The organism is Kribbella caucasensis (assembly GCF_004361855.1).
In the GTDB taxonomy this organism is placed as follows: Bacteria; Actinomycetota; Actinomycetes; order Propionibacteriales; family Kribbellaceae; genus Kribbella; species Kribbella caucasensis.
The window spans coordinates 107520-134343 of record NZ_SNWQ01000006.1 but is presented as its reverse complement, the minus strand read 5'-3'; the positions used below and the strand labels follow the sequence as shown (position 1 = coordinate 134343).

Here is a 26824-nt window from a genome sequence, read left to right as displayed (position 1 = left end):
CCGCCCCGCCACCAAGTACTCCGTCCCACTCGCCGCCCCGAGGAGACCGACGATGAAGCTCTTCCGCCCCCATCACTCGCATCGGCGCTGGGTCGCCGCCGCCCTGTCCGCCGTGCTGGTGCTCAGCACCGGCCTAGCTGCCGGCCCGCCCGCCTCCGCCTCGCCCGCCTCCGCTTCCCTTGCTGCGCCGCCGGCCATACCTGCGCTGACGGGTTGGCAGCCCGCAGCCGGTCAGTTCCAGCTCGGCAAGCAGAATCGGATCGTCGTGCAGCCCCGGCAGACGTCCGTCCACGACGACGCGAACACCTTTGCAGGTGATGCGAAGGAGCTCCTCGGGCGGAGCGTGCCCGTTGTGCAAACCACGTCCACACGCCTCGGCGACATCACGCTTGCTCTTGACGGGAGTCGCGATGATTTAGGGGCCGAGGGCTACGAGTTGAACGTCGGCCGGACGATCACGATCACCGCGAAGACCGACACTGGCGCTTTCTACGGGACCCGAACGGTCCTGCAGCTGTTCCGATCCGGCCAGTCGATCCCCGCGGGCCACGTCACCGACGTCCCGTCGTACGCCGAGCGCGGGGTCGGTGTGTGCGCCTGTCTGATCAACGTGTCGACCGAGTGGTTCGAGCGGCTGATCAAGGACGCGGCGTACCTGAAGCTCAACCAGCTCTGGGTCGAACTCAAAGTGAAGAGTGACGTCCACCCCGAGTCGGTCGAGTGGGGCTACTACACCAAGGCCCAGATCGCCGCCCTGCAACGGCTCGCGGACCGCTACCACCTCACCCTCGTTCCCGAGATCAACTCGCCCGGACACATCGAGCCGTGGATCCGCAATCGTCCCGACCTGCAGCTCACCGACAACACCGGCGCGAAGCAGGTCAGCCGCCTCGACATCACCAAGCCCGAGGCGTTCACGTTCCTGACCGACCTGATCGACGAGTACTTCGAGGTGTTCCGGACGCCGTACTGGCACATGGGCGCGGACGAGTACATGCTCGGCTCCGACTATGCGCGTTATCCGCAGATGCTGGCCTATGCGCGGGAGAAGTTCGGCCCGGACGCCGTACCGCAGGACGCGTTCGTCGACTTCATCAACCGGGTCAACGCCTACGTGAAGGCCAAGGGCAAGACGCTGCGGATCTGGAACGACGGGATCACCAGCGCCACCACCGTCCCACTGGACCGCGACATCGTCGTCGAGCACTGGCTCGGCAGCGGCGTGAAGCCGAGTCAGTTGCTGGCCGAAGGACGTCAGGTGATGAACTCGGCGTACGCGCTCTACAACGTCCGCGGCGGGTTCAAGACCAATCCCCAGCAGCTCTTCGACTCGGGCTGGACGCCGCTGAAGTTCGACGGCGAGACCGTTGCCGATCGCAACGGAATCACCGGCGCCAAGATCACCCTCTGGCCGGACAACGGTTCCGGGAACACCGAGAACGAGATCGAGGCCGAGGTCCGGATGCCGCTCCGCTACATCGCCCAGACGACCTGGGGTGATCCGAAGCCGGACGCCACGTACGCCGACTTCGCCGCGCGCGCCGATGCGGTCGGCCGCGCACCGGGTTTCGACAACGTCAACCGTACGCCGATCGCGGCCGGCACCTACACGGTTGCCGCTGGCAAGAAATTCCTCGGCCCCAAGGATACCGCTGAAGGGTCACAACTCGCCCTCAGCAACACCGAGTCGGCCTGGGACGTCACGCCCACGACCGACGGCTACTACACGCTGACCAACCTGGCGACCGGGCGCTGCGCCGAGTCCCGGCTCGGCACCCGCTACCTCAACACCCCACTCGAGCCCGGTACCCCGATCACCGCGCAGACCTGCGACGCCACCAACCGCCTGCAACGCTGGCAGCTCACCAAGAACCGCGACACCATCACCCTGGTCAACGCCATCACCCGCATGGTCGCCACCTTCGACACCACCGGCGGTCTCGTCCAGCAACTCCCCGACGGCCACCAGGCGACCCCGCTAACCCTCAAGCCCGTACTGCGGGTCGTGGCGGCCGTGGATCGTCAGACGGTGGTCCCGGGCGAATCCGCAACCCTCACGGTCACCGTCGCCAACACCACCAACGCATCGGCCACCGGCGTCACCGTTACCCTGACGGTCCCGGCCGGCTGGACCGTTGCTCCTAGCAACCAGACCATCGGAACCATCGCGGCGGGCGCGACCCGGACCATGGCCTTCACCGCAACGCCACCCGCCGAGGCTCCGGCCGGGACGGCCGCTCTCGGCGCCACCGCAAACTTTGAGCAGGCCAGATCGACGCACGAGCTTGCCACCACCGCCGCCGTACGACTGAGTTGCGTAACGGCGGCGAGTAGCCCGGTCGCGGTCACGTTCGTCGACAGCGAGGAGACCATCGGCGAGAACGGCCCTGCGACCAACGCGATCGACGGGAATCCGGCGACCTTCTGGCACACCGAGTGGTACGCCAAGCAGACCCCGCCACCGCATGAGATCCAGCTCGACCTCGGTGCCTCGAAGTCGGTGTGCGCGATCACCTACCTGACCCGGCAGGGCGCGACGAACGGCCGGATCGCCGACTACGAGATCTACCTCAGCGCCGACGGCACGAACTGGGGTAAGCCGGTGGCGAAGGGGACGTTCGCGAACAGCCCGGACGCGAAGTGGGTGCCGATCCAGGCGACCACCGCGCGGTACCTGCGGCTGGTGCAGCTCAGCGAGGCGAGTGGGAACCCGTTCGGCACGGCCGCCGAGATCACCGTCGACGCGAAGTGAGTGAGGATGTCATGCGTGGACACCGACCTGCTTCCGTATTGCTCGCCCTCGGCCTTGCGATCGGTGCGGTGAGCATTGTGCCGGCCGACGCGGCTGATCCTGACGTGCTGGACGTCTCGTTCGGTGGGTCCTTCTCCAGTGGGAACACCTACACCGCTGCCACGGGTGAGGTGATGGGCGGCACCGTCACCCGTCGTACCGGTGCCGAGTCGCTCGATCCTGCGCGTGGTCTGGTCCTTGCGGGTGGGCTCGACGGTGCGGTCTTCCAGCCGGGGACGCCGCTGAGTGGTGGTGACGTGGAGCGGTCGTTCCTGATCGAGGCCGCGTACACGCCGGCGACTGCCACCCAGGGGAACCTGGCGACTGTGGTCGCGATCGGTGGTGCGATCTTCGGGCGCTACACCGGCAGCAGTTTGCAGTACGGCTTCAGCACCGAGGTCGGCGGTGAGTGGCGCGACGTCGTGCAGACCGTGCCGGTGCCGTCGGCGGGCGAGCAGCACGTGCTGGCTCTTGCGTACGAGGTCGGTGGTGGAGGCGCGACGCTGCATGCGTTCCTCGACGGTCAGCAGTTGCCGGCGGCGGTGAGTTCCAATGGGGCCGCGACGTGGCATCCCACCGCTGGTGCGGAGATCGGGATCGGCAACGAGGTGCACCCGTCGGCGTTGCAGCGCGGGCTGGCCGGTTCGGTGCGGCAGGTGCGGCTGGCGTCGTTCAGCGGGGCGTTCAATCCGGCCGATCTGCGGCTCGCGCGGCCGGTGGTGTCGACCGCGAAGGTCAGTGTCGGCTTCGAGGGCGCGGTCGGTGCCGGTGGCACCTACCAGTTGGCCCTTGGCGAGAAGGCCGATCCCGCTCCGGTGGTTTCCGGCGGGACAGTCGCCGAGCCCGGTCGACTGCGACTCAACGACGCGAGCACCGGAATCACCTGGGATGCATCGGGATTGAGTGAAGACAGCGGTGTCCTGGCGGAGACGGTCGTGTCACCTGATTTGCTCCAAGCTGGTACCAACCTGATCGACCTGCTTGGCCTTGCCCAGCTTGTTGCTGTTGGCAATCATGCGGTGGAGCTGAAGACCGGCGGTGAGACGACCCGCGTCGAGTTCCCGCCTGCGTCTGTGAAGGAAGGCGTGCGGTACCAATACCTCGGGCTGGCCGTGGAACCAGATGGGGCCGTCACTGTGCTGACCAGGCCCGCCGAGGTCGCAGTACGGCGGACTGTTGCACCGACTGCGCGAAACGGTGAGGTGCGGTGGTTGTTCGGTGCGCGCGGTACGGCGTACGGGATCGGGGTGAGTGCCTTCCTCGGTAAGCCGCCGGCGGATGTGCAGGTGCTGCGGGCGTTGCCGTGTGTGGTGGGTCGGCTGAAGCCCGCGCAGTCTATGCCGGTCGAGACGGGGGAGTGCGTGACCTCGTTGGTGGCCAAGGCGTCGGCGATCCGGCCGGAGCCGCGACAGGTGGCGTGGCAGCGGATGGAGCAGACCGCGTTCCTGCACTTCGGCGTGAACACCTTCACCGGACTGGAGTGGGGCCACGGTGACGAGGACCCGAACCTGTTCCAGCCGACCGGTCTGGACACCGACCAGTGGGCCCGCACGCTACGCGACTCCGGGTTCAAGCTCGCCATCCTGACCGTGAAGCACCACGACGGCTTCCTCCTCTACCCGTCCCGGTACAGCGACCACAGCGTCGCGGCGAGCTCGTGGCTGGACGGCAAGGGCGATGTGGTCCGGGCGTTCGCCACGTCGATGCGCAGGTACGGGCTGAAGGTCGGCTTCTACATGTCACCGGCCGACGAGAACCAGTACCTCGACGGCGTCTACGCGAACGGCAGTGCGCACACCCCGCGGACGATCCCGACCCTGGTCCCCGGCGACGACCGGACCGGCCGCGACCTCCCGGCGTACACGCTGACCGCGTCGGACTACGGCGCCTACATGCTGAATCAGTTGTACGAGCTGCTGACCGAGTACGGGCCGGTGGACGAGGTGTGGTTCGACGGTGCGCAGGGGCGGATCCCGCCGGACAAGGTGGAGACGTACGACTTCCCGAGCTGGTACGAGCTGATCCGTGAGCTGGCCCCGCAGGCGACGATCGCGGTGAGTGGTCCGGATGTGCGGTGGGTGGGCAACGAGTCGGGTCTGGCCCGGCCGGACGAGTTCAGCGTCGTACCGACGATCACCAAGGCGAACGGCGCACCGGAGTACGCGCTGGGGTATGCGGCTGCCGATCAGGGCAGCCGGAAGGCACTGCTGGCCGGACGGGACGCCGGAGCCACCCGGCTCGCCTGGTGGCCTGCGGAGTCGGACGTGTCGATCCGGGAGGGCTGGTTCCACCACGCTGAGCAGGAGCCGCGGTCGGTTGAACAGCTTGCTGACATCTACTACAAGTCGGTCGGGCGGAACTCCGTGCTGCTGATGAACATTCCGCCTGATCGGACTGGCCGGTTCGACGCCCGGGATGTCACGCGGCTCGCCGAGTGGCGTGCGCAGTTGGCTGCCGACATGCCGCGCGACTTGGCACGGGGTGCACGGGTCAGTGGTGACGGGTCGAATCCGCGGGCGGCGGTGGATGGCGAACTTGACACCGCTTGGGTGACGCCGGCTGGGGGCACTCTGTCGGTGCGGTTGCCTGCCCGTACGACGGTACGGCGGGTCGCGCTCGGCGAGGACATCCGGTTCGGTCAGCAGGTGGAGAGTGGTGTCGTCGAGGCACGGGAGGCCGGTGGCGACTGGAGGCAGGTGGTGGCCTTCGGCACGGTCGGGCACAAGCGGATCCTGGCGCTCGACAGTCCGGTTGTGGCGGATGAGCTGCGGGTGCGGATCACCCAGTCGCGCGGCCTGGTGCGGCTCGCCACGCTATCCGTGTACTAGCGGGGCTGAGCCGGGGATGCGGCAGGCTAGCGCCCATGCGTCTTCTGGCTGGGCTCTTGCTGCTCACGTCTGCTGTGTCCCCGGGCGATCCGGCGGCAGTGGTCGACGGCTGGAACTCGAGCCCGGTGTACGTCGAGCCGTCGCAGCGGTCACTGGTGCCGGTCGAGGAGGCCGCCCGGTTGGCCGAACGGGCTGAGAGGCACGATCCGGCGATCCACATCGCCGTTGTCCCGGCCGCGGCGCTCGGGTCGACCGGTTCGCGGGAGCAGGCTGCGCGCGCGTACGTCGACCAGGTGGTGGACCTGCAGAAGGAGGACGGGATCTACCTCGTCGTCTTCGGCGGGGCGATCACCTGGGGGAGTGCGGTCGGGGTGGATACGCCGCTCGCGGGGATCCTGACCGACGAACTGGACGAGCACAGCCGGTCGGATCCGGTGGGGTTGCTGGACGGCGTACTGGATGAGCTGGACGTACAGGGGTCGCCCGGTGGCGGCGTACCGGGGTGGGTGTGGCCCGGGTTGGTTGTGCTCGTGCTGCTTGTCGGTGGGTGGTTCGGGTTGCGGTGGTGGAGGGGGCGACCCGGGAAGGACGAGGGGCCTGCGCTGTATCGGCCGTCGTACAAGGTGTTGCCGGATGAAGCGGACACGGTGGATGAGCGGCGGGCTCTCGCGCGGGAGGACGTCACGCGGTTCGGCGAGGAACTGGACACTGCGGATGTGCGTCTGGACGGCGTGGACACGGGGGCGGATGTGCAGGCGGCGCTCGACGCGTATGCGGACGCAGGCCGGGTGGTCGACGGTGAGCTCAGTGACGAGCAGCTGCGCGAGGTGCGCGCGACGGTCGAGTACAGGCGCTGGCGATTGGCCTGTGCGCAAGCGCTCGTTGCCGGTACGCCGACACCGCCGAGGCGCGCGCTCTGTTTCTTCGACCCAGCGCACGGGACGTCCGTGACCGACTGGATGTACACCCCGCCGGGCGGGAAGTCCCGGGAGATCCCTGTCTGTGCCGCATGCCAGACCAGACTCTCGGGAGGTACCAAGTGAAGTACTACTTCCAGCTGCTTGCAGTTCTTGCCCTGACCGGTGCTTTCACAATGTCGGCTCACGCTGCAACGCCTACTCCTACCCCTGCGCCCACCACTGCTTCTACGCGACCGACCTTCCGCTACACCCCGCCGGACCTGCGCGCTGACCGGCGGGAGAAGGAGGCCGCCGCCGCGCGGTACATGGACGAGGTGGCCGCCAAGCTCGGTGATCCCGGCCTCTGGGTGGATCCCGCGGCGGTCAAGAACCTCACTGCCACCGAAGCCGAGCGGCTGGACCAGGCGGCCAAGACGGCCGCCGCGCCGATCCGGATCGCGGTGATCCCGGCCGAGGAGATCGACACGGCTCCGGACGGCGTCTACCTCACCCGGCTCGCTTGGGAGGGCGAGGAGATCGCCGATCAGCTGTACGACCGGGTTGGCGTGGAGGGCGTGTACGCCGTACTGGTTGACGCCGACTCGCAGTCCGAAGGGCGCGGCCTCCACGCGGTGCAGCGGGCGGACAAGGGGCCGACGTACTACGTGGGTGATGCGGTGGACCAGGCTGTCGACTGCTGTGCGCCGGAGTACGACGAGATGCTCGCCCGGTTCATCGCGCGAGCACAGGTGGTCGACAAGCCGTTCTATGTCGATGCGGCGCCGTGGGCCGGTGGTGCTGCCGGGCTGGCCGGGCTCTGGTGGGGTGTGACCGCGCTGGGTGCGCGACGGACTCGCCGGGCCGAGGAGAAGGCGCACCTGGAGGTGTCCCGGCCGCTGCTCACGGAGGAGATCATCGCGCTGTCGGAGCAGGTCTCCGCGTTGCCGACGACGCCCGACCCGCAGCAGTCGAAGCTGTCCAAGGACGTGCTCGACGCTGTCGAGAAGGCCCGGCACCGGCTCGACAAGGTCAATGGGGACGCCGACACCGAGGCAGTGGCGACGCTGCTGGGCTCGGCGCGTTACGGCCTGCTCTGTCTGGATGCGTTGCGTGCTGGTCAGCCGATGCCGGAACCGACACCGCCCTGTTTCTTCGATCCTCGGCATGGTCCGAGTACGACGTCGACGGACTGGACGCCCGAGCGTGGTGCCGAGCGGTCGGTGCAGGTCTGTGCCGCGTGCGCCGCGCGGGTCGGCGCCGACCAGGAACCCGACATCCGCATGGTCACGGTCCGGGATCGGCCCCGGCCGTATTGGACCTTGGGGGAAGAGCTGGCCTCCTACATTGACGGTTACTGGTCACAGGGCGATGGGCGCCGCTGGTGGTTCCCTGACGACGACGCCCGGCGTGCGGGGGAGCAGATGCGAGCGCGGTGGCACTCCCGCCGGCCCGGTGCCCGCTTCCGTCGCTTCAGCTCCGACGTGGGTAGCTCGGTCGGGAGTTGGTCTGCTTCGTCCGGTGACAGTACGGACAGTGGTTGGTCGTCCGGGTCCTCCAGGCGCCGCAGCTCCTGGTCCTCCCGCACCCGCTCCAGCGGCGGCGGCTCCAGCCGCCGCTCCTCCCGCCGCTCAGGCGGTTCGCGCGGGTTCTAACCCCATCCGCTTCCCGCCCCCTACCCCTCCCCCTGACCTTGAACAAGAAGCGGGGACCGTGAACAAGGCACGACATGTTCAAGGTCCCGCGTTGTTGTTCAAGCCCTTGCAGGGGGCGGTTGCGCGGGGGCGGGGCTGGTGTGGTTGGCGTCTCCGGCTGCTTGAGGGTGCTGGTCGGGGTGGGACGCGGCTGTCGCGGAGCCGCCGGGAGGTGTGGCGACAAGGGCCAGGTGATTCCCCGGTTCACCAGCACACGCGATCGCCTTTCCAGCGCCCGACCGGCACCGCGAAAACCCACCAACTCCGCAGCACGGCAACAAATGGCCACATACCCTCTGCGCCAAAAGTCACCGTCTTACGGTCCCAGACCCGAGCCGTCTCACCAGGCGGATCATCGACACCAGGTGTGCGTGCGATAGCCCTGACCTTGAACAAGAAACGGGGACCGTGGACTAGGCACGACATGTTCGAGGTCCCGCGTTGTTGGTCAAGGTCCCGGTTTTGTTTGCTCAAGTCGGGCTAGCTGCTGAGTACGGCGGGGAGGTTGTCGGTGTGGAGGACGGCCAGGGAGGTGACTGCGCGGGTCAGGCAGACGTAGAGGCGGCGCAGGCCGGTGCGTTCATCGGCTTCGCCGGAGACGATGGCGGCTGGTTCGACCAGGATTACGTGGTCGAACTCGAGGCCCTTGGCCAGGCTGGCGGGGACTACGTCGAGGTGCGCGTCGACGTCGTCTTCGTCGCCCAGGATGGCGAAGGGGATTCCCTTGTGCTGCAAGGCTTTTCGGGTGTTCGGGACCAATGCGTCCGGCACGATGAGGCCGATCGATCCGGGGCGCGTGGTCACCTCGTCCAGGACGGACAGGGCCGCTGCGAGGCTGTCGGGGACCTGGGTGATCGCCAGTTCACCGCGAGCACGCCGTACTGCGGTCGGCGGGGTCAGGTGGGGCGCGATCACGGGCAGCAAGCGGGCGGCGTACTCGATCACCTGGCCGGGGACGCGGAAGCCGGCGGTCAGTTCCTCGGTGTGCGCGCCCGTCTTCCCGAGATGCGTCAGCGCCTCGTCCCACGACGGCGTCGCCCACGGCGTGGTCCCCTGTGCGATGTCGCCGAGCACGGTCATCGATCCCGTCGAACACCGCCGCCCGACCGCCCGCAGTTGCATCGCCGACAGGTCCTGCGCCTCGTCCAGTACGACGTGTCCGAGGCTCGGCGTGCGATCCACCAGGTCGGCCACTTCGTCGATCAAGGTGGCATCCGCGACGGACCACTTCGCCGCCCCGGCCGACCGCGGCGCCTTGTCCCACAGCAACAAGGCCTGCTCCGCGTCGCTGAGGATCCCGTCGGCGTGCTCGGCGAGCCACTCGGCGTCGGTGAACAACCGGAACACCAGCTTGACCGGATCCACGGCCGGCCACAGCGCATCGGCGTACTGCTTGACCGGGCGGCTCCGAGCCACGGCGTCCTGAACTCGGTCGTCGGGGGAGTCCCCGGCCGCCTCCATCCGCAGCAGTACCGCGTGCGCGAGCCGTTGCGGCAGCATCCCGCGACCGGCGCCGTACCGGATACCGCGGGTGCGGAGCTCGTTGACCAGTTCCTCGGTCTCGTACGCCGGGACGCGCCAGCGATGCGATCCGCGCGGGGCGACCAGGGCTTCCTTCGGCAACTGGACCTGGGACCAGACCGCGCGGTGCAGCACCTGCGCCATCCGCGCGTCACCCTTGAGTACGTCGACCGCGGCCGGGCCGGGCCCGGTGATCTTCACGCGGGCGACGAGTTCCTCGACGGTGGTCTGCTTCGCCTCGATCTCGCCGAGCGCGGGGAGCACATCGCCGATGTAGCGCAGGAAGCTCGCGTTCGGGCCGACCACCAGCACACCGGCCCGGCTGAGCTGGTCACGGTACGCATAGAGCAGGTACGCCGCGCGGTGCAGGCCGACCGCGGTCTTCCCCGTCCCCGGCGCACCCTGGACGCAGATCGTGTCGTCGACCCCTGCCCGGACGATCACGTCCTGCTCGGGCTGGATCGTCGCCACGATGTCGCGCATCGGCCCGGATCTTGGCCGCTCGATCTCCGCGTCCAGGATGTCGCTGTGCTGATCGGTGACCCCGGGAGCGGTCAGGTCCTCGTCCTCGAAGGCGGTCAGCTCGCCGTGCGTGAACCCGAACCGGCGGCGGCTGCCGACGCCCATCGGCTCGGTCTTGCTGGCCCGGTAGAACGGCACCGAGATGTCTGCTCGCCAGTCCACCACCAGCGGTTCGCCCTCGGTGTCGTTCACGTGCCGGCGGCCGATGTGGAAGGTCTCCTCGGCGGGTTCGAGGTAGTCCAGCCGGCCGAAGAACAGCGGGACCTCGGGATCGTCCTCGAGCTCCTTCATCCGCCGCCAGATCGCGGCCTTGAGGAACTCGGTGTTCACCCGGTCGGCGCTGTGGATCTCCAGCGCGCCGGTCTTCTCCCGCATCACGGCCAGCGCGGCACGCGACGTACGGAGATAGTCTCGCTCGGTTTGCAGGGTTTCGTCGGAGATATCAGGGGGCCTTTCAGCAGACATGGCAAGACCTCCGCAAAGCGGTCGACGGTCGAGGGAGCCCCGCTACGTTACTTGAGGACCCGACGCGGCGAAACCGAATTACGCGCATGCGGCCGGGCGTCGTCGCGTAGCCCGGGACGGAGCAGCAACGGCAGGCTGGCCGCCAGCAGGATCAGTACGACGATGCCGTCCATCCAGTAGTGGTTCGCTGTGACGACCACTACCGCGAACGTGATGATCGGATGCGCGAGCCACAACCAGCGCCACTTGGTCCGGGTGATCAGGATCATCGACACCGCGACCAGGGCGGCCCAGCCGACGTGCAGGCTCGGCATCGCCGCGAACTGGTTCGCCGGTCCACTGGACATGTCCGGCCCGTACACCGACTGGCCGAACCGCAGTCCGGTGTCGACGAAACCGGGCATCATCCGCGGCGGCGCGAGCGGGAACGCGATGTGCCCGATCAGTGCGAGTCCGGTCACCGAGACCATCGTCCAGCGGACCCGCGGATACGCCTGCGGCCGCCAGATGCTGAGCCAGAGGAGCACGCCGGCCGTGAGCGGCGCGTGCACGACGGCGTAGTACAGGTTCGCGCGCTCGACCAGATGGGGGAGTTGCAGGGCGGCGTGCTGGATCGCGGCCTCGTCGGGGAGGTGCAACCAACGTTGGAGTGAAAGCACCTCGCCAGCGTGATCGAAGGCCGAGCCGGTGTGCTTCGCGGCGATCTGCCGGCCGACGGTGTAGACGAGGAAGAGCGTGGCGAGCAGGACTACTTCTCGGACCACCCGCCAGAACCCCGCCCCCACCGGGACGCGCTTCCGAACCTGCCCCACCCGCTCCAGCGCCTGTATCCCCATGCCATTCGACGGTACCGGACGCTGCCTCCGGATCGCCCCAGGTTTAACCCTGGTGTTGCCCTGGGCAACCCCCTAGCCACGCTCCGCGACCAGCCGATCACCCCTTCACGGCGCCGGTCAGCACGCCCTTGGCGAAGTGCCGCTGCAGGAACGGGTAGACGAGCAGGATCGGCACGATCGAGATCACCAGGATGGCCATCTGGATCGATGCCTGCGGCGGCAGCAACTCGGTCCCCAGTTCGGCGCTGCCCAGCTGGGTGTCGTTGATGACGTATGTCCGCAAGACCAGTTGCAGCGGCCAGAGCTTGCTGTCGTTCAGGTAGAGCAGGGCCGAGAAGAAGGCGTTCCAGTACGCCACCGCGTAGAACAGGCCGATCACCGACAGCACCGCCTTGGACAGCGGCATCACGATGTAGGCGAAGGTCTTCAGCTCACCCGCCCCGTCGATCCGGGCGCTCTCGGTGATCTCGTTCGGCAGGTTCATGAAGAACGCCCGCAACACGATCACGTTGAACGCGCTGACCATCGTCGGCACGATCAGCGCCCAGATGCTGTCCAGTAGTCCGGCCCCCTTGACCACCAGGTAGGTCGGGATGATGCCGGGCGAGAACAGCATGCTGAACAGCACCACCAGCAGGATCGGCCGCCCGGCCGAGAACCCCGGCCGGGCCAGCGCGTAGGCGAGCAGGCAGGACACCGTCAGGCTGAGCAGCGTGCCCACGACGGTGACGAAGACGCTGACGAACAGCGCCTGGGTCACCACCCCACCGGCGAACAACGACTTGTACGCGTTGAAGTTCACCGAGTCGGGGAACAGCACCAGGCCGCCGGACTCGTTGATCTGCTTGTTCGGCGCGACGCTGGTCGAGATCACCCCGACGAACGGGACGATCACCGCCGCGCAGAACACCAGCAGAACAAGGCCTTTGAAGATCCGCATCGGCCAGCCCGGCATGGGTACGCCGTTCACGAGTCTGCGCTGCACTGTCCGCGTCACCGGCTGTAGACTCCCTGCTCCCCGAAGATGTGCGCGACCTTGTTCGCCGCCAGCACCAGGATCACGCCGACGATCCCCTTCACCAGGCCGACCGCGGCCGCGACGCCCCAGGCGCCGGCGATCACGCCGTTGTTGTAGACGTACGTGTCCAGTACCTCGCTGATGTCGCGACCCACCGCGGCCTGCTGCAGGATGATCTGCTCGAACCCGACGGTCAGCGAGTCACCCAGCCGCAGGATGAACAGCAGGATGATGATCCCGCGCAACCCCGGCAGCGTGACGTGCCACAGCTGCTTCATCCGGCTCGCGCCATCCACACTCGTCGCCTCGTAGAGCTGCGAGTCGATCTGGGAGAGCGCGGCGAGGAACAGGATCGTCGCCCAGCCGGTGTCCTTCCAGATGATCTGCGAGGTCAGCAGCACGTGGAACAGCTCGGAGTTCCCGATGATGTCGAGCGTGGCCAGGTCGTGTGAGCGCAGGTAGTTGTTCAGCAACCCACTCCCGCCCAGCATCTGCTGGAACAACGCGACCACAATCACCCAGGACATGAAGTGCGGCAGATAGAGGATGCTCTGCGCGATCCGCTTGATCCGCTCGGAGAACAACGAGTTCAGCAGCAGGGCCAGCAGGATCGGCGCCGGGAACACGAACACCGACTGCAGGCTGGTCAGGATCAGCGTGTTCTTCAATGCCCGGAGGAACGCCGGGTCGCCGTTGAAGATGACCGCGAAGTTCTCCCAGCCGACCCAGTCGCTGCCGCCGATGCCGAGGAACGGCTGGTAGTCCTTGAAGGCGATCACGTTGCCCAGCAGCGGCAGATAGTGGAACGCCACGATCAGCGCCGTACCGGGCAACGCGAACAGCAGCAGCACCCGATCGCGGAGCAACCGCCGGCCGAGGCTCAGCTGCTGTGTGCGCGTCTTGGAACGCTGCAGCATCTACTTCCCTGACGTGGCGGTGAAGGCCTGCTGGAGCTCGCCGCGGATCTTCTCGCCGCCGGACGACAGCCAGTTCTTCACCGCGGGCGCCCAGTCGGACACCGGCTTGTTGCCCGACATGATCTCGTTCTCCAGGTCGGTCATCTGCTTGGTGAGGCGCGCCCCGTCCTTCGACAAGGTCTCCGAGTACAGCCCGTACGACGCGTCGTACACGAGCCGGTCCGCGATCTTCTCCTGGATGGCGTGCTGCCTCTGCGGTACGTCGGGCTTGCCGGCCCAGTACAGCGCCAGTGCCGAGTCGCTGATGTACTGCAGACCGATCCCGGTCTCCACCACTCCCGTCTTGGTCGGCGTGGGGTCCGTTCCGTTCAGCGTGTAGTGCCGTCCTTCGAGGCCGTACTTGCGGAACAGGTACTCCTCGGTGCCGAACGGCGCGGCCATCCAGTTGGCGATCTTGAGCAGCGTCTCGACCGAGTGCTTGCTGTCCTTGCTGAACGCGGTGACGTTGTTCAGCGCCGAGCCCATCCACGGCTTGCCCTGTCCCCCGTCGAAACCTGGCACGTCGAGCATGTTCACCGAGAACGCGTCACCCGCGGTGTTGTCGGCGTAGTACTGGTTCCAGGCCACGAAGCTGTCGATGTCGAACGAAGCGATGCCACCGTTGAACCACTGCTTGCGAGCGCTCGCCTTCGCGCTGAACGTGTCCGGGTTGACCACGCCGGCCTCGACCATCTTCCGCCCGGCCTCGAGCGCCTCCGAAGAGCCTTCCGCCTCGTAGAACGAGGTGAACTTGCCGCCCTCTTCCTTCCACTGGTTGGGCAGGCCGATCATCTGCCGGATGTACGGCAGCGGCGGCTTGGTCCAGGCCCACTTGTTCTCCTTGGCCGCGGTCATCTCCTGGGCCAGGGCGAGGAACTCCTCGAAGTTCTTCGGCGCCGGGTCCTTGATCCCCTTGGCCGCCAGCAGATCCGCCCGGTACAGCGGCAGCGTGGTTCGGGACATCCCGCGCGGCACCGGTACGCCGTAGATCGCGCCGTTGAAGACGCAGCCCTTCCAGTACACCGTCGGGATGTTCGCCAGGAACGGGTACTTCAGCACCCCGTCGCCGGACAGCTGCTCGGTCAGGTCCATCGCCTTGGCCTTGAGCAGACCGGGGATCTGCACCGTGGTCGGCGGGATGTTGATGATGTCGGGGAGATCTCCGCCGGCGATCCGGGTCGCGAGCTTGTCCGGGTACTCGTCGTTCGACGCCATGCTGATCTGCAGTTCGGAGCCGAGCCGCTCGTTCACGGCCTGCCAGAACTGGTTGTTGTCGGCCGCCGGCGGGATCGCGCCCGGGATGTTGGTGATGAAGGAAATCGGCTGCCCGTCGCCGGGCTTGTCGGTGATCGCCTTGACCGGATTGGCCGGGTACTTCAGGAAGGCGTCCAGGACCGCGTCGTTTCCGGGCAGGTCCGGCTTGATCGCGCCGTACTTCTGGTACGTCGGCAGCTTGACCGCCGCGTTGACCGCGGCCGAGTTCTTCTTGTCGGACGCGCAGCCGGCCAACAACGGCGTGCCGGTGACCGCGACAGCGGCGGCCGCCAGTCCACCGCCGAGGAACGTTCTTCTGCTGACAGGCATGAGGCCTCACTTCCAGGGGAGTGCCGGCGCTTCCAGCGGGGGACTGGAAACTAGTTGCGGGGAAGTACTGATTGAAGACAATGCCTGACAATGACATAGTACGTCCTATGTCTTCAAGAGTCGGGACCGCCGAAATCGTCTTCGACCCGGCCGAAAGCGGCTATCACACCTTCCGGATCCCCTCGATCACCGCACACGGTGACGTGTTGCTCGCGTTCTGTGAGGGCCGGCTGAACTCCGCCGCCGACGCGGGCGAGATCGAGCTCGTGCTCCGTCGCTCGCTGGACGCCGGCCGGACCTGGCTCCCGCTCCAGGTGGTCTGCGCCGTGCCCGGCAAGACCTGCGGGAATCCGGTGCCGATCGTCGACCCGGCCACCGGCGACATCGTCCTGCTCACCGTGCAGAACGGTGCCGAGGCGGTCGAGATTTACGTTGCCCGGGGCATCGATCCCGAGGACGGCCGGCGCGTCTGGCTACAGCGCAGTACGGATGACGGCGCGACCTGGACCGAGCCGGAGGAGATCACCGAGCAGGTCAAACCGGCCGACTGGGGCTGGTACGCGACCGGCCCCTGCCACGGCATCGCCCTGACCGAGGGCCTGTACGCCGGCCGGCTGGTAGTACCGGCGAACCACTCGCTCGTGCCGGCCGATTTCGACAGCCTGGACACGACCGACGCGATCCGGCTGAACGGCGGCCACTGCATCTACAGCGACGACGGCGGCCGCACCTGGCAGCTCGGTTTCGTCGACCGCAACGACGGCCCGGAGATCAACGCGAACGAGACCACGGTGACCGAGCTCGCGGACGGCCGGCTGTACTTCAACGCCCGCAACCATCGCGGCACCGGCCCGGCCCGGGTGCACGCGTGGTCCTCCGACGGCGGCGCGACCCTCGACGCGCCGTACGAGGGGATCAAAGAGATCACCGCGCCCGGGATCCAGGGATCCGTACTGCGGGTCGGTGGTGACCGCCTGCTGCTGACGACGCCGGTGCATCCCGAGATCCGCCGCGAGCTGACCGTCTTCGTCAGCGACGACGCCGGTGAGTCCTGGCGGCCGGGTCTCGTCGTCCATCCGGGGATGGCCGGGTACTCCGATCTGGTGCCGCTGCCCGACGGCCGCGTCGGCCTGTTCTACGAGGCCGGCGAGACGTCGTCCTTCGCCACCTTGCGCTTCAGCACCTTCGATCCGTCCACGCTCTGACCCAGGGAGACCCCTTGACCACCTCCGCCCAACACCTGACCGGCGTCGTACCGCCGCTGGTCACCCCGCTCACCCCCGAGTACGACGTCGACACCGCCTCGCTGGCCCGGCTGATCAACCACCAGCTGACCGGTGGGGTCAGTGGCGTCTTCGTGCTCGGGACGTCCGGTGAGGGCACCTTCCTGACCGACGAGCAGCGGCAGACCGTGCTGGAGACGACCGTGTCCGAGGTGTCGGGACAGGTTCCGGTGCTGGCCGGGGCGATCGACACCTCGACCGCGCGAGCCGGTGCGCACATCGCCGCGGCGCAGAAGGCGGGCGTGGACGGGGTGGTCGCGACCGCGCCGTTCTACGCCGCGACGCATCCGGCCGAGATCGAGCGGCACTTCACCCGGCTGGCCGCGGTCGCGGGGGAGACGCCGATGTTCGCGTACGACATCCCGTCGCGGGTCGGGACGAAACTGAACTCCGCGTTGATGATCGAGCTTGGCCGGCAGGGGATCGTGGCCGGGGTGAAGGACTCCAGTGGTCAGGAGACGAGTCTGCGGCAGTTGGTGCTGGACCGCGCGGCCGCGGCGCTGGACGGGTTCACGATCATGACCGGGTCCGAACTGACGGTCGACACGTCATTGAGCTTCGGCGTCGACGGAGTGGTGCCTGGGCTGGGGAACGTGGATCCGGCCGGCTACGTGAAGATCTTCGACTCGGTTCGCTCGGGGGATCTGGCCGGCGCGCGACAGGAGCAGGACCGGTTGTTCCGGTTGTTCGAGATCATCGACGTCGCGGACCGGCGGCGGATGGGGGCGAGCTCGGCGGCGCTGGGTGCGTTCAAGGCCGGCTTGTACGTCCTTGGGGTGATCGCCTGCCCCGTCACGGCCTACCCGTCGGTGCCATTGAGCGACGAGGAGATCGCGGGAATCCGTTCGCTGCTGGAGCGCGCCGGGCTACTAGACTGAGCGATCCGAACGAAGGAGGCTGGTGTGACCACGGGTGGGCTCAGCCGGGCACGGGGTGCCGCGGACAACCAGACCTTCATCCGCGACGCGATGAAGTCGTACATCCTCGAACGCGGGCTGAAGGCGGGTGACCCGCTGCCCAACGAGCAGGAGCTGATGGTGCAGCTCGGGGTCGGCCGGCATCCGTTGCGCGAGGCGATGAAGGCGTTGCAGGCGGTCGGCATCATCGAGATCCGGCACGGCCACGGCACCTACGTCGGCCAGGTCACCCTGCAGTCGCTGGAGGACGGGCTCGCGTTCCGGATGTCGCAGTCGATGGCCGGCGACCTGCGGGACGTGGCGAACGTGCTGGAGGTGCGGCAGGCGATCGAGGTCGGCCTGGCCGATGACGTGGTCGCGACGTTCCGCAAGCACTCGTTCGACGACCTGGACGCGATTGTCGCCCGGATGGAGGCGAAGGCGGCCGAAGGCAAGTACTTCCCGGACGAGGACTGGGCCTTCCATCAGGCGCTGTACGAGCCGCTCGGCAATGCCCTGATCATCGACCTGCTGTCCGTCTTCTGGCGCACCTTCGCCCAGGTCGACGCCCGCCTCCCCGGCGCCCGCTACACCCCCGCCGACGCGGCCGCCTGGCACCGAGACCTCCTCGACGCCCTCAAGTCCGGCCGCCCCGAAGACTTCGCCCGCTCCATGAAAACCCACTTCAACGGCATCCACACCCGCCTCGGCGACTGAATCAGGCGAAGAGGTTTTCGGCGTCGACGATCGTGTACGCGTAGCCCTGTTCGGCCAGGAAGCGCTGGCGGTGCGCGGCGAACTCGGCGTCGACCGTGTCCCGGGCCACGATCGAGTAGAAGCGCGCGGTGCGCCCGTCCCCCTTGGGGCGTAGTACCCGACCCAGCCGCTGCGCCTCTTCCTGCCGGGAGCCGAACGTCCCCGAGACCTGGATCGCGACCGACGCCTCGGGCAGGTCGATGGAGAAGTTGGCGACCTTGCTCACCACCAACCGCTTGACCTCGCCCTTGCGGAACGCGTCGAACAACCGCTGCCGCTCCTTCACCGTGGTCTCGCCCTTGATCACCGGGCACTCCAGCCGTTCACCGAGCTCGTCCAGCTGGTCGATGTACTGACCGATCACCAGCAGCGGTTCGTCTGCGTGGTGCTCCGCGATCCGGCGTACCAGCCGCGACTTCGCCGGCGTCGACGCGGCCAGCCGGTACCGGTCCTCGGGCTCGGCGGTCGCGTACACGAACCGCTCGGTCTGCTCCAGATCAACCCGTACCTCGATGCAGTCCGCCGGCGCGATCCAGCCCTGCGCCTCGATGTCCTTCCACGGCGCGTCGTACCGCTTCGGCCCGATCAGCGAGAAAACGTCACCCTCGCGCCCGTCCTCGCGGACCAGGGTCGCGGTCAGACCGAGGCGTCGCCGCGTCTGCAGATCCGCCGTCATCCGGAAGATCGGGGCCGGCAGCAGGTGCACCTCGTCGTACACGATAAGCCCCCAGTCCCGCGCGTCGAACAGCTCGAGGTGGCTGTAGACACCCTTCCGCCGCGTCGTCATCACCTGGTACGTCGCGATCGTGACCGGCCGGATCTCCTTGCGCGCACCGGAGTACTCGCCGATCTCGTCCTCGGTCAGGCTGGTCCGGCGGAGCAACTCGTCCTTCCACTGCCGCGCGGCCACGGTGTTCGTGACGAGGATCAGCGTGGTCGCCGACGCCTCGGCCATCGCGGCCGCGCCGACAATCGTCTTCCCCGCCCCACACGGCAGGACGACGACCCCGGAACCCCCGTGCCAGAAGGCATCCGTGGCCTGCTGCTGGTACGGACGCAGGTCCCACCCGTCAGTCGCCAGCTCGATCTTGTGCGCCTCACCGTCGACGTACCCGGCGAGGTCCTCTGCCGGCCAGCCCAACTTCAGCAACGTCTGCTTCAGGTGACCACGCTCCGACGGGTGCACCAGTACGGTGTCGTCGTCGAGCCGCGCGCCCACCAACGGCTTGATCTTCGCGGACCGCAGCACCTCCTCCAGTACCGGCTGATCCGTCGTCACCAGGACGAGCCCGTGCTGCGGATGCTTCTCCAACCGGAGCCGCCCGTAGCGATCCAGGGTCTCCGCGATGTCGACCAGCAACGAGTGCGGCACCGGATACCGGCTGTACCGCAGCAGTACGTCGATCACCTGCTCCGCGTCATGCCCCGCGGCCCGTGCGTTCCACAACCCCAACGGCGTCAACCGATAGGTGTGCACGTGTTCCGGCGCCCGCTCCAGCTCCGCGAACGGCGCGATCGCCTTTCGGCACTCGGTCGCCTCCGGATGAGCGGTCTCCAACAGCAGCGTCTTGTCGGACTGCACAATCAACGGCCCATCAGTCACGCTGCTTCTCCTGTCACCTGCACTTGGGAAGGTCGGGCAACCCAACCCGACCCTCCATTGTGCCTCCTCCCGCCAAACACCATCGGAACTACACTCACCCGACGGACTCCAGCGGCGACCTGCCGACCGTTCGCAAGGCGGCCGCGTTCGTCACCCGCGACCGGAAGCTCCTGGTTTTCCGCAAGCCTCACCACCCGGGAACTGGGACGCAGGTCCCCGCCGGCACCGTCGAGCCAGGTGAGACGCCCGAGGCGGCGGTGGTCCGTGAGGCCGAGGAGGAGACCGGCCTGACGGGGTTCACCTTGCTCGGACTGCTCGACCACCACGTTGTCGACATGCGCCCGTACGGTCGTCGCGAGCTCCACGATCGCTGGTGCTACCACCTGCTCGCCCCCGCCGATGCCCCGATCGCCTGGCGCCACGGCGAATCCGACCCGTCCTCCGGCCCCGACCCGTACAACCCGTACGACTTCTCCTGGCTCGACCTCACCCGCGCGCCGGACCACCTCCGCACCGAGGACCACCCCGCCCTGTCGGCTCTGGGTGAACCGTGAACAAGAAAGCGGGACCGTGAACTGGATATTTCTTGTTCGCGGTCCCGCTTTGTTGATCAAGCTCCCGGCTCGGTGACCCGGCGGGCCCCAGCGACGGGTTCAGCTGACCGGATCCGCCTCTAGTTGGCGGTCGGGGGTGGGGGTTGTGGTGGCGGGCGTGCGGTTGGGGAGGAAGGCGGCGATGGCGAGGGCGACCAGGGCGGCGCCGCTGCCGATGGCGAGGATCAGGCGGAAGCCGTTCTGGGACGGGACGGTGACGGGGCCAAGGCTCATCGTCATCTGGGCCAGGATGACGCCGGCCACCGCGCTGGAGATCGACGTGCCGATGGAGCGCATCAGGGTGTTCAGGCTGTTCGCGGCGGCGGTCTCCGAGACGGGGACGGCGGCCATGATCAGCCCGGGCATCGCGCCGTACGCGAGACCGATGCCGGCGCCGATCACGGCGGACACGATGATCAGCTGCCAGACCTCGGCCATCAGCACGATGCCGACGGCGTACCCCGCGGAGACCACCAGGGCGCCGAGCATCAGGGTGATCTTCGGGCCGCGGGTCTTCGAGATGGTCGCGGACAGCGGCGCCGTCGCCATCATCACCAGGCCGGACGGTGCGAGCACCAGACCGGCAGTCAGCATCGACTGGCCCAGGCCGAAACCGGTCGTCTTCGGCAGCTGTAGCAGCGTCGGAAGCACCAGCGACATCGCGAACATCGCGAACCCGAACACCGCCGACGCGAGGTTGGTCAGCAGCACCTGACGGCGAGCGGTGGTCCGCAGGTCGACCAGCGGCTCTTTGGTACGCAGCTCCCACCAGCCCCACAACCCCAGTGCCAGGACCGCAGTACCGAACAGCGCGTCGGTCGAGCCGCTGGTCCAACCCCAGTCGGCGCCCTTGGAGATGCCCAGCAGCAGGCAGAACAGGCCCACCGCGAGCCCGACCGCGCCTACTAGATCGAAGCGTCCACCGGACCGCACCTTGGACTCCGGTACGAGCACCAGCACGAGGACAGTGACGACGGCACCCAGGGCCGCCGACGTCCAGAACAGCATGTGCCAGTCGGTCTTGTCGGCCAGGAGCGCCGCCGCGGGCAGGCCGAGTGCGCCGCCGACGCCGAGCGAGGCGCTCATCATCGCGGTCGCCGTGCCGAGCCGGTCGGCCGGAAGCTCGTCGCGCATGATGCTGATCCCGAGCGGGATGACCCCGGCGGCCAGGCCCTGCAGGGTCCGCCCGATGATCATCGGCGGCAGCGAGTCGCTCAGCGCGGCGACGGTGGAACCGATCACCAGCAGCACCAGGCTGAGCAGCAGCATCCGCCGCTTGCCGTACATGTCACCCAGCCGCCCGACCATCGGCGTCGCGATGGCGCCGGCCAGCAGGGTCGCGGTGATCGCCCACGTCGTGTCGGAGGCCGACGCGTGCAGGAGGGTGGGGAGCTGGGGGACGAGCGGGATCACCAGGGTCTGCATCAGCGCGACCGTGATGCCGGCGAAGGCCAGGACCGCGACGACGGCGCCCGGGCGCGGCGGCGCTGACGCCTCGGGTTCGGCGGGGACAGCGGACATGGGAAAGCCTCCGAAAGCAAATAGTTGTGTTCTGCAACCGACTTTAAGTCAGGCGGTTGACTTAAGCAAGTTGATTGGGCAGGCTGGGTGAAAGTCGACGCGGAGGTGATGCCCGATGACCGAGGGTGATCAAGCAGTGGTGGGCCCGGTGAGGTGGTCGTGATGGCGGGCAGGGTGGTGCGGACCGAGCGGGTGAACGAGACGCGCGAGCTGATCCTGACCGCGGCCGAGCGGTTGTTCGCCGAACACGGCCTGCTCGCGGTCTCCAACCGGCAGGTCAGTGAGGCCGCCGGACAGGGCAACAACACGGCCGTCGGCTACCACTTCGGCACCAAGACGGACCTGATCCGGGCTATCGTCCGCAAGCACGGCGAGCCGATCGACGCGATCCGCCGCCGGTTGCTGGCCGAGGCGGGGGACAGTACCGACGTCCGGGATTGGGTCGGCTGCCTGGTGAGGCCGATCTGCGATCACCTGGCCGAGCTCGGCAATCCGACCTGGTATGCGCGGTTCGGCGCTCAGGTGATGACCGACCCCGTACTGCGTGAGGTGGTGGTCGAGGAGGCGATGGCCGAGAGGTCGTTGCAGCAAGTGCTCGAGGGGCTGAACCGGAGTCTCCCCGCGCTGCCCCTCGAAGTACGGATGGAGCGCAGTCACATGGCGCGCCAGTTGCTCGTGCACATGATCGCCGAGCATGAGCTGGCGATGGCGACCGGTCGTCCCACCGCACGGGCCAACTGGCACGACGTGGGCACCGGGCTGATCGACGCGATCGTGGGGATGCTGCTTGCTCCGGTGACGCGCGCATGAGCACGCAGGCCGAAGTACTGGTGGTGGGTGCTGACTAGTTCTCCACCGGGCGGGCCGTCGAGATGCGGTGCAGGGCGTAGGTCCGGGGCTGGTCGGCTTGGTCGTCGTAGGCGGTGAGCCAGCCGTCGGCCACCCGGACCGGTTCGACGATTCGCTCGGAGGCGGTGCCGTTGTGGTCGACGTACGAGATCCACGTGCGGGTGCCGGCCTCGGCGGCGTTGGTGAGGATGGTGATCGTCTCGGCGGGCGCGGTCGGTTCACCGACCAGCTCGTCGGGGCGTTCGGCCGCGATCCGGTCGCCCACGCGGATCTTCTCCAGTACGGCGCGGACCTGGTCGTCGGTCAGCTCGGCCGGGCTGTCGACGAAGTCCCGGCTGGTACGCCGCCTTGGTGGTTCGCCCCGTCGGGTGCCGGCCATGGATACCTGAACAACACCGTCGAACGTCTCGGCCAGCGGGGCCAGGCCGGCTTCACGGAGCCGGGCGAGGACCATGTCGGGCGGCGATGGCGAGACCACCACCGTCGGCGCGAGTCTGCGGAACCGGATGCCTGGCAGGTTCGAGTTGATCAGGCCCGTGAGGACGGCTTCGTCGTCGCAGCGTAGGTACGTCGACGCGGTGCCGATCCGCAGTACTCCATGCCGGCGGGCGACGTCATCGATCAGGTAGGTGAGTGGTTGCGGGACCGGCGTACGCGAGTGCTCGGCCAACCACTTGTGCAGTTGCTCGCTGGTCCGCCCGACGTCGAAGGCGCGGCGTACGGAGCTCTCGCTGAACCGGAAGACCCCACCACCGCCGTGCGACTCGATGTCGGCCATCACGGTCAGCTCGTCCTGGACTGCGCGGACCAGGGGGCCAGGTGCGACAGCGGTGAGGTCCGCTTGGAGAAGGAACTCCGAGACGGGCGCCGGTACGAGTGGCGCGATCGCTTCGGCCAGGTCGTCTGCGGTCGGCTCCTGCTTGAGGATTGCGGTCGCGTGCGAGGCGAGGGCGCCCAGGCCGGTCAGTCCGAGCAGGGCGGCCTCGGTGATGGTCCACTCGACCAGGTCGTCGCGGAACTGGCCGCCGCGTCTCGGACGGTGCCACGCGACCCAGGTGGTAACCGCTTCTGTTGTGGGCGCGTTACCCGGTCCGGCCTCGGCGAGGGCCTGCAGGGTGAGCAGGCGGATCTCTGGGGACAGCAGTCGTTCGAGGTCGGGGGCGAGGGCGTTGATGAGGCGTTCACGCGCTGCGGCGGTCGCGCCACCGGTGTCACGGCGACCGATCAAACCGATCGCGCGCAGACCGGTGAACCACGCGACGACCAACTGGGCCCACCGGTGCGACGTGTCCAGCTCCAGCCAGTCGTCGTACGAACCGGTGGGCAACCAGAGTTCGTTGGTCCCCACCTCGACGGCCGCGACCAGGCCGGCGGCGTACGCGATCTCCAGGACGGCTCCGGCGACCTGCTCTTCCATGCCGGCCTTGTTGGCGAGGCTGCGGAGTTCCCGTACGCCGATGCCGCCGGTCCGTAGTACTGGGGGTGGTTCGGTGCCGAGCTGTTCCAGGGCGCGGTCGACCAGGCGGACGAGGTCGAGGGCGGCACCGGCGGCGGCGCGGTCGGCGATCGAGACGGTTTTGCCATCCAGTGGGGGCGGGGTGGGACGGGTCGAGGCGAGCACTCGTCCGCCGCGCAGGTGTAGGCCGATCTGGCGTGGCAGGACGACTGTGTTGGCGTCCTTCGGTACTACGAGGCCGCGGGCGAGCAAGCGTTCCACCGGGGTCCTTGCGGAGGCGATCGTGACCGGGCGGTCGGCCTTCTCGACGCTTCCGGTCGGTGGACCCCAGGTGAGTTTGGCGAGCACCTCGCGGGCGTCCGGGCCGGCCTCCTCGATCAGGCGGTCCAGGTCGCCGAAGTGGCGCGTGGTGACGGGGCCGAGGCCGGCCGGCGTGGGACCGAGCAGTTCGTGGACCGCCCGGATCAGCCGCAGATCGTCCTCGTTGCCCCAGACGAGTGCGAGCGCCAGCAGCTCCTTGGTCCTTGGCCGCACGACGTCGACGGGTTGCCCGACACCTGCTGCCAATGCGTCCAGCGTGACCGGTTCGGGCAAGGCGGACAGGGCTTCGAGGAGGTCGACCGCGAACTCGTCCAGTCGGTTGATCGCCCGTGCTGCGGAGGCGTTCGTGGTCGCGCGGGCCGCGAGTTGGCCGGTGTCGGCCGGGATCGGGGTCGCCAGATCCGGTCGCTGCTGGAGTACGCGTCCGAGAGCGGCGTCGTCCCAGGTACGCAACGCCTCAGCGAGGGTACGTGGGCGGCTCCGCTCGTCAGTGCTCATCCCTCCAACGGTACGGCCCGAACCCCCATACAGACGACTCGCAACCGGAACCGCCCGGACGCCCAGCAATCACCAACGCGCGTCGGCGCGGACCGCCAGCACATCAAAACGCGCATCAGCCGTGCGCCCTGAGCGTGGGCATGCCTGCGAACGGCCGATTGTGATGTGCTGGGGGTCCGCGCCGGCAGGTGTTCGTGAGTGGTGGAGGCTGGCGGCGCCAGTCTCGAGGTTGGTGTTCCGGCGGTCTACTCGGCGGCGCCGGCGTGGCCTATTCGGTGGAAGCCGACGCGTTCGTAGACGGCGGCTACTGCGTCGTTCTGGGCGGAGAGCAGGAGCAGGTCGACGCCATTGGCGAAGGCGTGTTCGGCGAGGCGGCTGGTGATCGCGGCGCCCAGGCCCCGGCGGCGGAAAGCGGGCAGGGTGCCGACGCCGACGATCTCGGAGACGTCGCCGACCGGCTGGTGCGAGCCGACCGCGACGATGCCTTCGTCGGTGTAGACCGCAGCGGTGACGGTGACACCAGCGCGGTGGCGTTCGAGCAGGGCCTGGCCGTGCTCCGGTGCTTGTTCGTCCGCCTTGGCGTCGCGCTCGGCCGGTCCGCCTGATCCGACGGCAGTGCCGGGATCCCCGAAGGCGACGTTGGCCACCGCACGGCCCTCGCGCAGCACGTCCTCGGACGCCGGCAGGATCTCGCAGCGCTCGGTGCTGTCGAACCGCTTGAAGTCGGCGCGTTCCATGATCAGCAGGGGGTACTCGACCACCTTCAACCCCGCCGCGGCCGCAGCCGGACCGAGCGACGGACAGGTCTCGACCACCCACTCCAGGCTGAGCGGCAGCTCCAGCGCGGTGCACTCGTCCCGTAGCCGCTCGATGTCGGCCGCCTCGATCGTGACCCCCGCGCCCGGCACCGGGCGTGCGTAGTACGGCCAGATCGTGGTCGAACGGAACAACGTGAACGGCCCGATCTGCCGCCCGGTCGCGCCGGACAGCGGAACCGCATGCAGGTACTCGTCAACCCTCGTCAGCTCAGACATCGCCCGCAGTAGACCAGCCCGCCCGAGTTCCCGACAACCGAATATGTCGAGAAGCGCGAATCGGCGCCGACCTCGGAGGTGAAGGTCCATCCGACAAGGAGGTCAGTCATGGAGAAGGTCACGTCGGCGGACGGGACGGCGATTGCTTACGAACGGTACGGAAGTGGGCAGCCGGTGATCCTGGTCGGCGGTGCGCTGTGCGACCGGGCGGCGTACGTCGAACTGGCGAAGGCGCTCGCCGCGGACTTCACGGCGGTCACGTACGACCGGCGCGGACGGGGCGACAGCGGCAACGCGACCCCGTACGCCGTTGCCCGTGAGGTCGAGGACATCGGGGCCCTGGTAACGGCTCTTGGTGGTGTCGCGGCGATCTACGGGCACTCGTCCGGAGCCGCTCTGGTCGCGGAGGCGGCCGCGAGTGGGTTGCCGTTCACGAAGGTGGTACTGCACGAACCGCCGTACGGGCCTGACGACGAGGAGTCGCAGCGGGAGTCCGACGAGGGCGGTGAGGCTGTGATACGGCTGCTGGACGAAGGGCGTCGCCGGGAGGCCGTTGAGACGTTCCTCCAGTTGGCGGGGATGCCGGAGGAGGCGGCGAAGCAGTGGGCGGGGGAGCCGGGGATGGACGAGCTCGCGCCGACGCTCGAGTACGACTTCGCGGTGGTCGGCAACACCACGAAGGGCGGGACCGTGCCGTTCGACCTGATCGCGAAGGTGACCCAGCCGACGCTCGCGCTGTGTGGCACCGCGAGTCCGGAGTTCATGATCGACGCTGCGCGCGTGGTCGCGAAGACGCTGCCCGGCGGCCGCTATCAGGAACTCGAAGGCCAGGACCACGTCGTACCGACAGAAGTCCTCGCCCCGGTCCTGCGCAACTTCCTTACAGTGTGAAAGAAGGCGTCT

19 protein-coding genes are annotated in these 26824 nt (G+C 68.2%); 10 read left to right on the top strand and 9 right to left on the bottom strand.

From position 1 onward, the window contains the following. Positions 1 to 52 precede the first annotated feature (52 nt). The 4 genes from EV643_RS14270 (at position 53) to EV643_RS14255 (ending at position 8170) form a co-directional block, all read left to right on the top strand. The gene (locus EV643_RS14270; protein ID WP_133800541.1) at positions 53 to 2752 is read left to right on the top strand and encodes a family 20 glycosylhydrolase; all 2700 of its coding nucleotides are present in this window, start codon (positions 53 to 55) and stop codon (positions 2750 to 2752) included. Positions 2753 to 2820: 68 nt separating this feature from the next. After that, positions 2821 to 5619 (top strand): alpha-L-fucosidase, encoded by a 2799-nt coding sequence (locus tag EV643_RS44845; RefSeq protein WP_202869552.1) that lies wholly within the window; start codon positions 2821 to 2823, stop codon positions 5617 to 5619. A gap of 35 nt (positions 5620 to 5654) precedes the next feature. Continuing rightward, positions 5655 to 6662 carry a hypothetical protein gene (locus tag EV643_RS14260; protein ID WP_133800540.1) on the top strand — a complete coding sequence of 336 codons (1008 nt, stop codon included), beginning with the start codon at positions 5655 to 5657 and terminating at the stop codon, positions 6660 to 6662. Next, positions 6659 to 8170: a hypothetical protein gene (locus EV643_RS14255; RefSeq protein ID WP_133800539.1), complete on the top strand. Its 1512-nt coding sequence runs from the start codon at positions 6659 to 6661 to the stop codon at positions 8168 to 8170. The genes EV643_RS14260 and EV643_RS14255 overlap by 4 nt, the downstream gene beginning before the upstream one ends. 519 nt (positions 8171 to 8689) lie before the next feature. Here EV643_RS14255 and EV643_RS14250 read toward each other — a convergent pair. From EV643_RS14250 to EV643_RS14230, 5 genes are all read right to left on the bottom strand, one after another. Then, positions 8690 to 10717, bottom strand: a complete 2028-nt coding sequence (locus EV643_RS14250) for a HelD family protein (protein ID WP_133800538.1) — start codon at positions 10715 to 10717, stop codon at positions 8690 to 8692. A gap of 47 nt (positions 10718 to 10764) precedes the next feature. Further along, the gene (locus EV643_RS14245; protein WP_133800537.1) at positions 10765 to 11553 is read right to left on the bottom strand and encodes a phosphatase PAP2 family protein; all 789 of its coding nucleotides are present in this window, start codon (positions 11551 to 11553) and stop codon (positions 10765 to 10767) included. Positions 11554 to 11650: 97 nt separating this feature from the next. Continuing rightward, complete coding sequence (locus EV643_RS14240; protein ID WP_238165582.1) at positions 11651 to 12550, bottom strand: carbohydrate ABC transporter permease; 900 nt, start codon at positions 12548 to 12550, stop codon at positions 11651 to 11653. Next, on the bottom strand, positions 12547 to 13488 hold the full coding sequence (locus EV643_RS14235; RefSeq protein WP_133800536.1) for an ABC transporter permease subunit: 942 nt from the start codon (positions 13486 to 13488) through the stop codon (positions 12547 to 12549). Before EV643_RS14235 ends, EV643_RS14240 begins: the two co-directional genes overlap by 4 nt. Then, positions 13489 to 15111, bottom strand: a complete 1623-nt coding sequence (locus tag EV643_RS14230) for an extracellular solute-binding protein (RefSeq protein ID WP_133800535.1) — start codon at positions 15109 to 15111, stop codon at positions 13489 to 13491. Between the two features lie 107 nt (positions 15112 to 15218). Here EV643_RS14230 and EV643_RS14225 point away from each other — a divergent pair, with 107 nt between their 5' ends. From EV643_RS14225 to EV643_RS14215, 3 genes are read left to right on the top strand one after another with little or no spacing between them, the layout of a single operon-like run. Then, positions 15219 to 16316, top strand: coding sequence for a sialidase family protein (locus EV643_RS14225; protein WP_133800534.1), 1098 nt, complete (start codon positions 15219 to 15221; stop codon positions 16314 to 16316). Between the two features lie 14 nt (positions 16317 to 16330). After that, the gene (locus EV643_RS14220; RefSeq protein ID WP_133800533.1) at positions 16331 to 17272 is read left to right on the top strand and encodes a dihydrodipicolinate synthase family protein; all 942 of its coding nucleotides are present in this window, start codon (positions 16331 to 16333) and stop codon (positions 17270 to 17272) included. A gap of 24 nt (positions 17273 to 17296) precedes the next feature. Further along, positions 17297 to 18007, top strand: a complete 711-nt coding sequence (locus EV643_RS14215; RefSeq protein ID WP_238165581.1) for a FadR/GntR family transcriptional regulator — start codon at positions 17297 to 17299, stop codon at positions 18005 to 18007. Position 18008: 1 nt separating this feature from the next. Here the strand turns inward: EV643_RS14215 and EV643_RS14210 are convergent, their stop codons facing one another. Then, on the bottom strand, positions 18009 to 19649 hold the full coding sequence (locus EV643_RS14210) for a DNA repair helicase XPB (RefSeq protein ID WP_133800532.1): 1641 nt from the start codon (positions 19647 to 19649) through the stop codon (positions 18009 to 18011). 59 nt (positions 19650 to 19708) lie between these two features. Here EV643_RS14210 and EV643_RS14205 point away from each other — a divergent pair, with 59 nt between their 5' ends. Then, positions 19709 to 20203 (top strand): NUDIX hydrolase, encoded by a 495-nt coding sequence (locus EV643_RS14205; protein WP_202869551.1) that lies wholly within the window; start codon positions 19709 to 19711, stop codon positions 20201 to 20203. 99 nt (positions 20204 to 20302) lie between these two features. On the opposite strand, the gene EV643_RS14200 is transcribed toward EV643_RS14205, so the two are convergent. Next, positions 20303 to 21763, bottom strand: a complete 1461-nt coding sequence (locus EV643_RS14200) for an MFS transporter (RefSeq protein WP_133800531.1) — start codon at positions 21761 to 21763, stop codon at positions 20303 to 20305. Between the two features lie 162 nt (positions 21764 to 21925). Here EV643_RS14200 and EV643_RS14195 point away from each other — a divergent pair, with 162 nt between their 5' ends. Next, positions 21926 to 22573 (top strand): TetR/AcrR family transcriptional regulator, encoded by a 648-nt coding sequence (locus EV643_RS14195; protein ID WP_133800530.1) that lies wholly within the window; start codon positions 21926 to 21928, stop codon positions 22571 to 22573. Positions 22574 to 22607: 34 nt separating this feature from the next. Here the strand turns inward: EV643_RS14195 and EV643_RS14190 are convergent, their stop codons facing one another. Beyond that, the gene (locus EV643_RS14190; protein WP_133800529.1) at positions 22608 to 24887 is read right to left on the bottom strand and encodes a helicase-associated domain-containing protein; all 2280 of its coding nucleotides are present in this window, start codon (positions 24885 to 24887) and stop codon (positions 22608 to 22610) included. A gap of 245 nt (positions 24888 to 25132) precedes the next feature. Further along, entirely contained in the window at positions 25133 to 25921 is a 789-nt protein-coding gene (locus EV643_RS14185) for a GNAT family N-acetyltransferase (RefSeq protein WP_166665442.1), read from the bottom strand. A 108-nt stretch (positions 25922 to 26029) separates the two neighbouring features. On the opposite strand from EV643_RS14185, the gene EV643_RS14180 reads away from it, so the two are divergent. Then, a complete protein-coding gene (locus EV643_RS14180) occupies positions 26030 to 26812 on the top strand; it encodes an alpha/beta fold hydrolase (RefSeq protein ID WP_133800527.1) in 783 nt (260 codons plus the stop codon). Positions 26813 to 26824: the final 12 nt, after the last annotated feature.

Excerpts from the sequence above, each read along its gene's own strand:
- EV643_RS14200 (WP_133800531.1), bottom strand. The coding sequence starts at position 21,763 with ATGTCCGCTGTCCCCGCCGAACCCGAGGCGTCAGCGCCGCCGCGCCCG.
- EV643_RS14260 (WP_133800540.1), top strand. The coding sequence starts at position 5,655 with ATGCGTCTTCTGGCTGGGCTCTTGCTGCTCACGTCTGCTGTGTCCCCG.
- EV643_RS14245 (WP_133800537.1), bottom strand. The coding sequence starts at position 11,553 with ATGGGGATACAGGCGCTGGAGCGGGTGGGGCAGGTTCGGAAGCGCGTC.
- EV643_RS14180 (WP_133800527.1), top strand. The coding sequence starts at position 26,030 with ATGGAGAAGGTCACGTCGGCGGACGGGACGGCGATTGCTTACGAACGG.
- EV643_RS14225 (WP_133800534.1), top strand. The coding sequence starts at position 15,219 with ATGTCTTCAAGAGTCGGGACCGCCGAAATCGTCTTCGACCCGGCCGAA.
- EV643_RS14250 (WP_133800538.1), bottom strand. The coding sequence starts at position 10,717 with ATGTCTGCTGAAAGGCCCCCTGATATCTCCGACGAAACCCTGCAAACC.
- EV643_RS14235 (WP_133800536.1), bottom strand. The coding sequence starts at position 13,488 with ATGCTGCAGCGTTCCAAGACGCGCACACAGCAGCTGAGCCTCGGCCGG.
- EV643_RS14195 (WP_133800530.1), top strand. The coding sequence starts at position 21,926 with ATGGCGGGCAGGGTGGTGCGGACCGAGCGGGTGAACGAGACGCGCGAG.
- EV643_RS14185 (WP_166665442.1), bottom strand. The coding sequence starts at position 25,921 with ATGTCTGAGCTGACGAGGGTTGACGAGTACCTGCATGCGGTTCCGCTG.
- EV643_RS14270 (WP_133800541.1), top strand. The coding sequence starts at position 53 with ATGAAGCTCTTCCGCCCCCATCACTCGCATCGGCGCTGGGTCGCCGCC.
- EV643_RS14190 (WP_133800529.1), bottom strand. The coding sequence starts at position 24,887 with ATGAGCACTGACGAGCGGAGCCGCCCACGTACCCTCGCTGAGGCGTTG.
- EV643_RS14230 (WP_133800535.1), bottom strand. The coding sequence starts at position 15,111 with ATGCCTGTCAGCAGAAGAACGTTCCTCGGCGGTGGACTGGCGGCCGCC.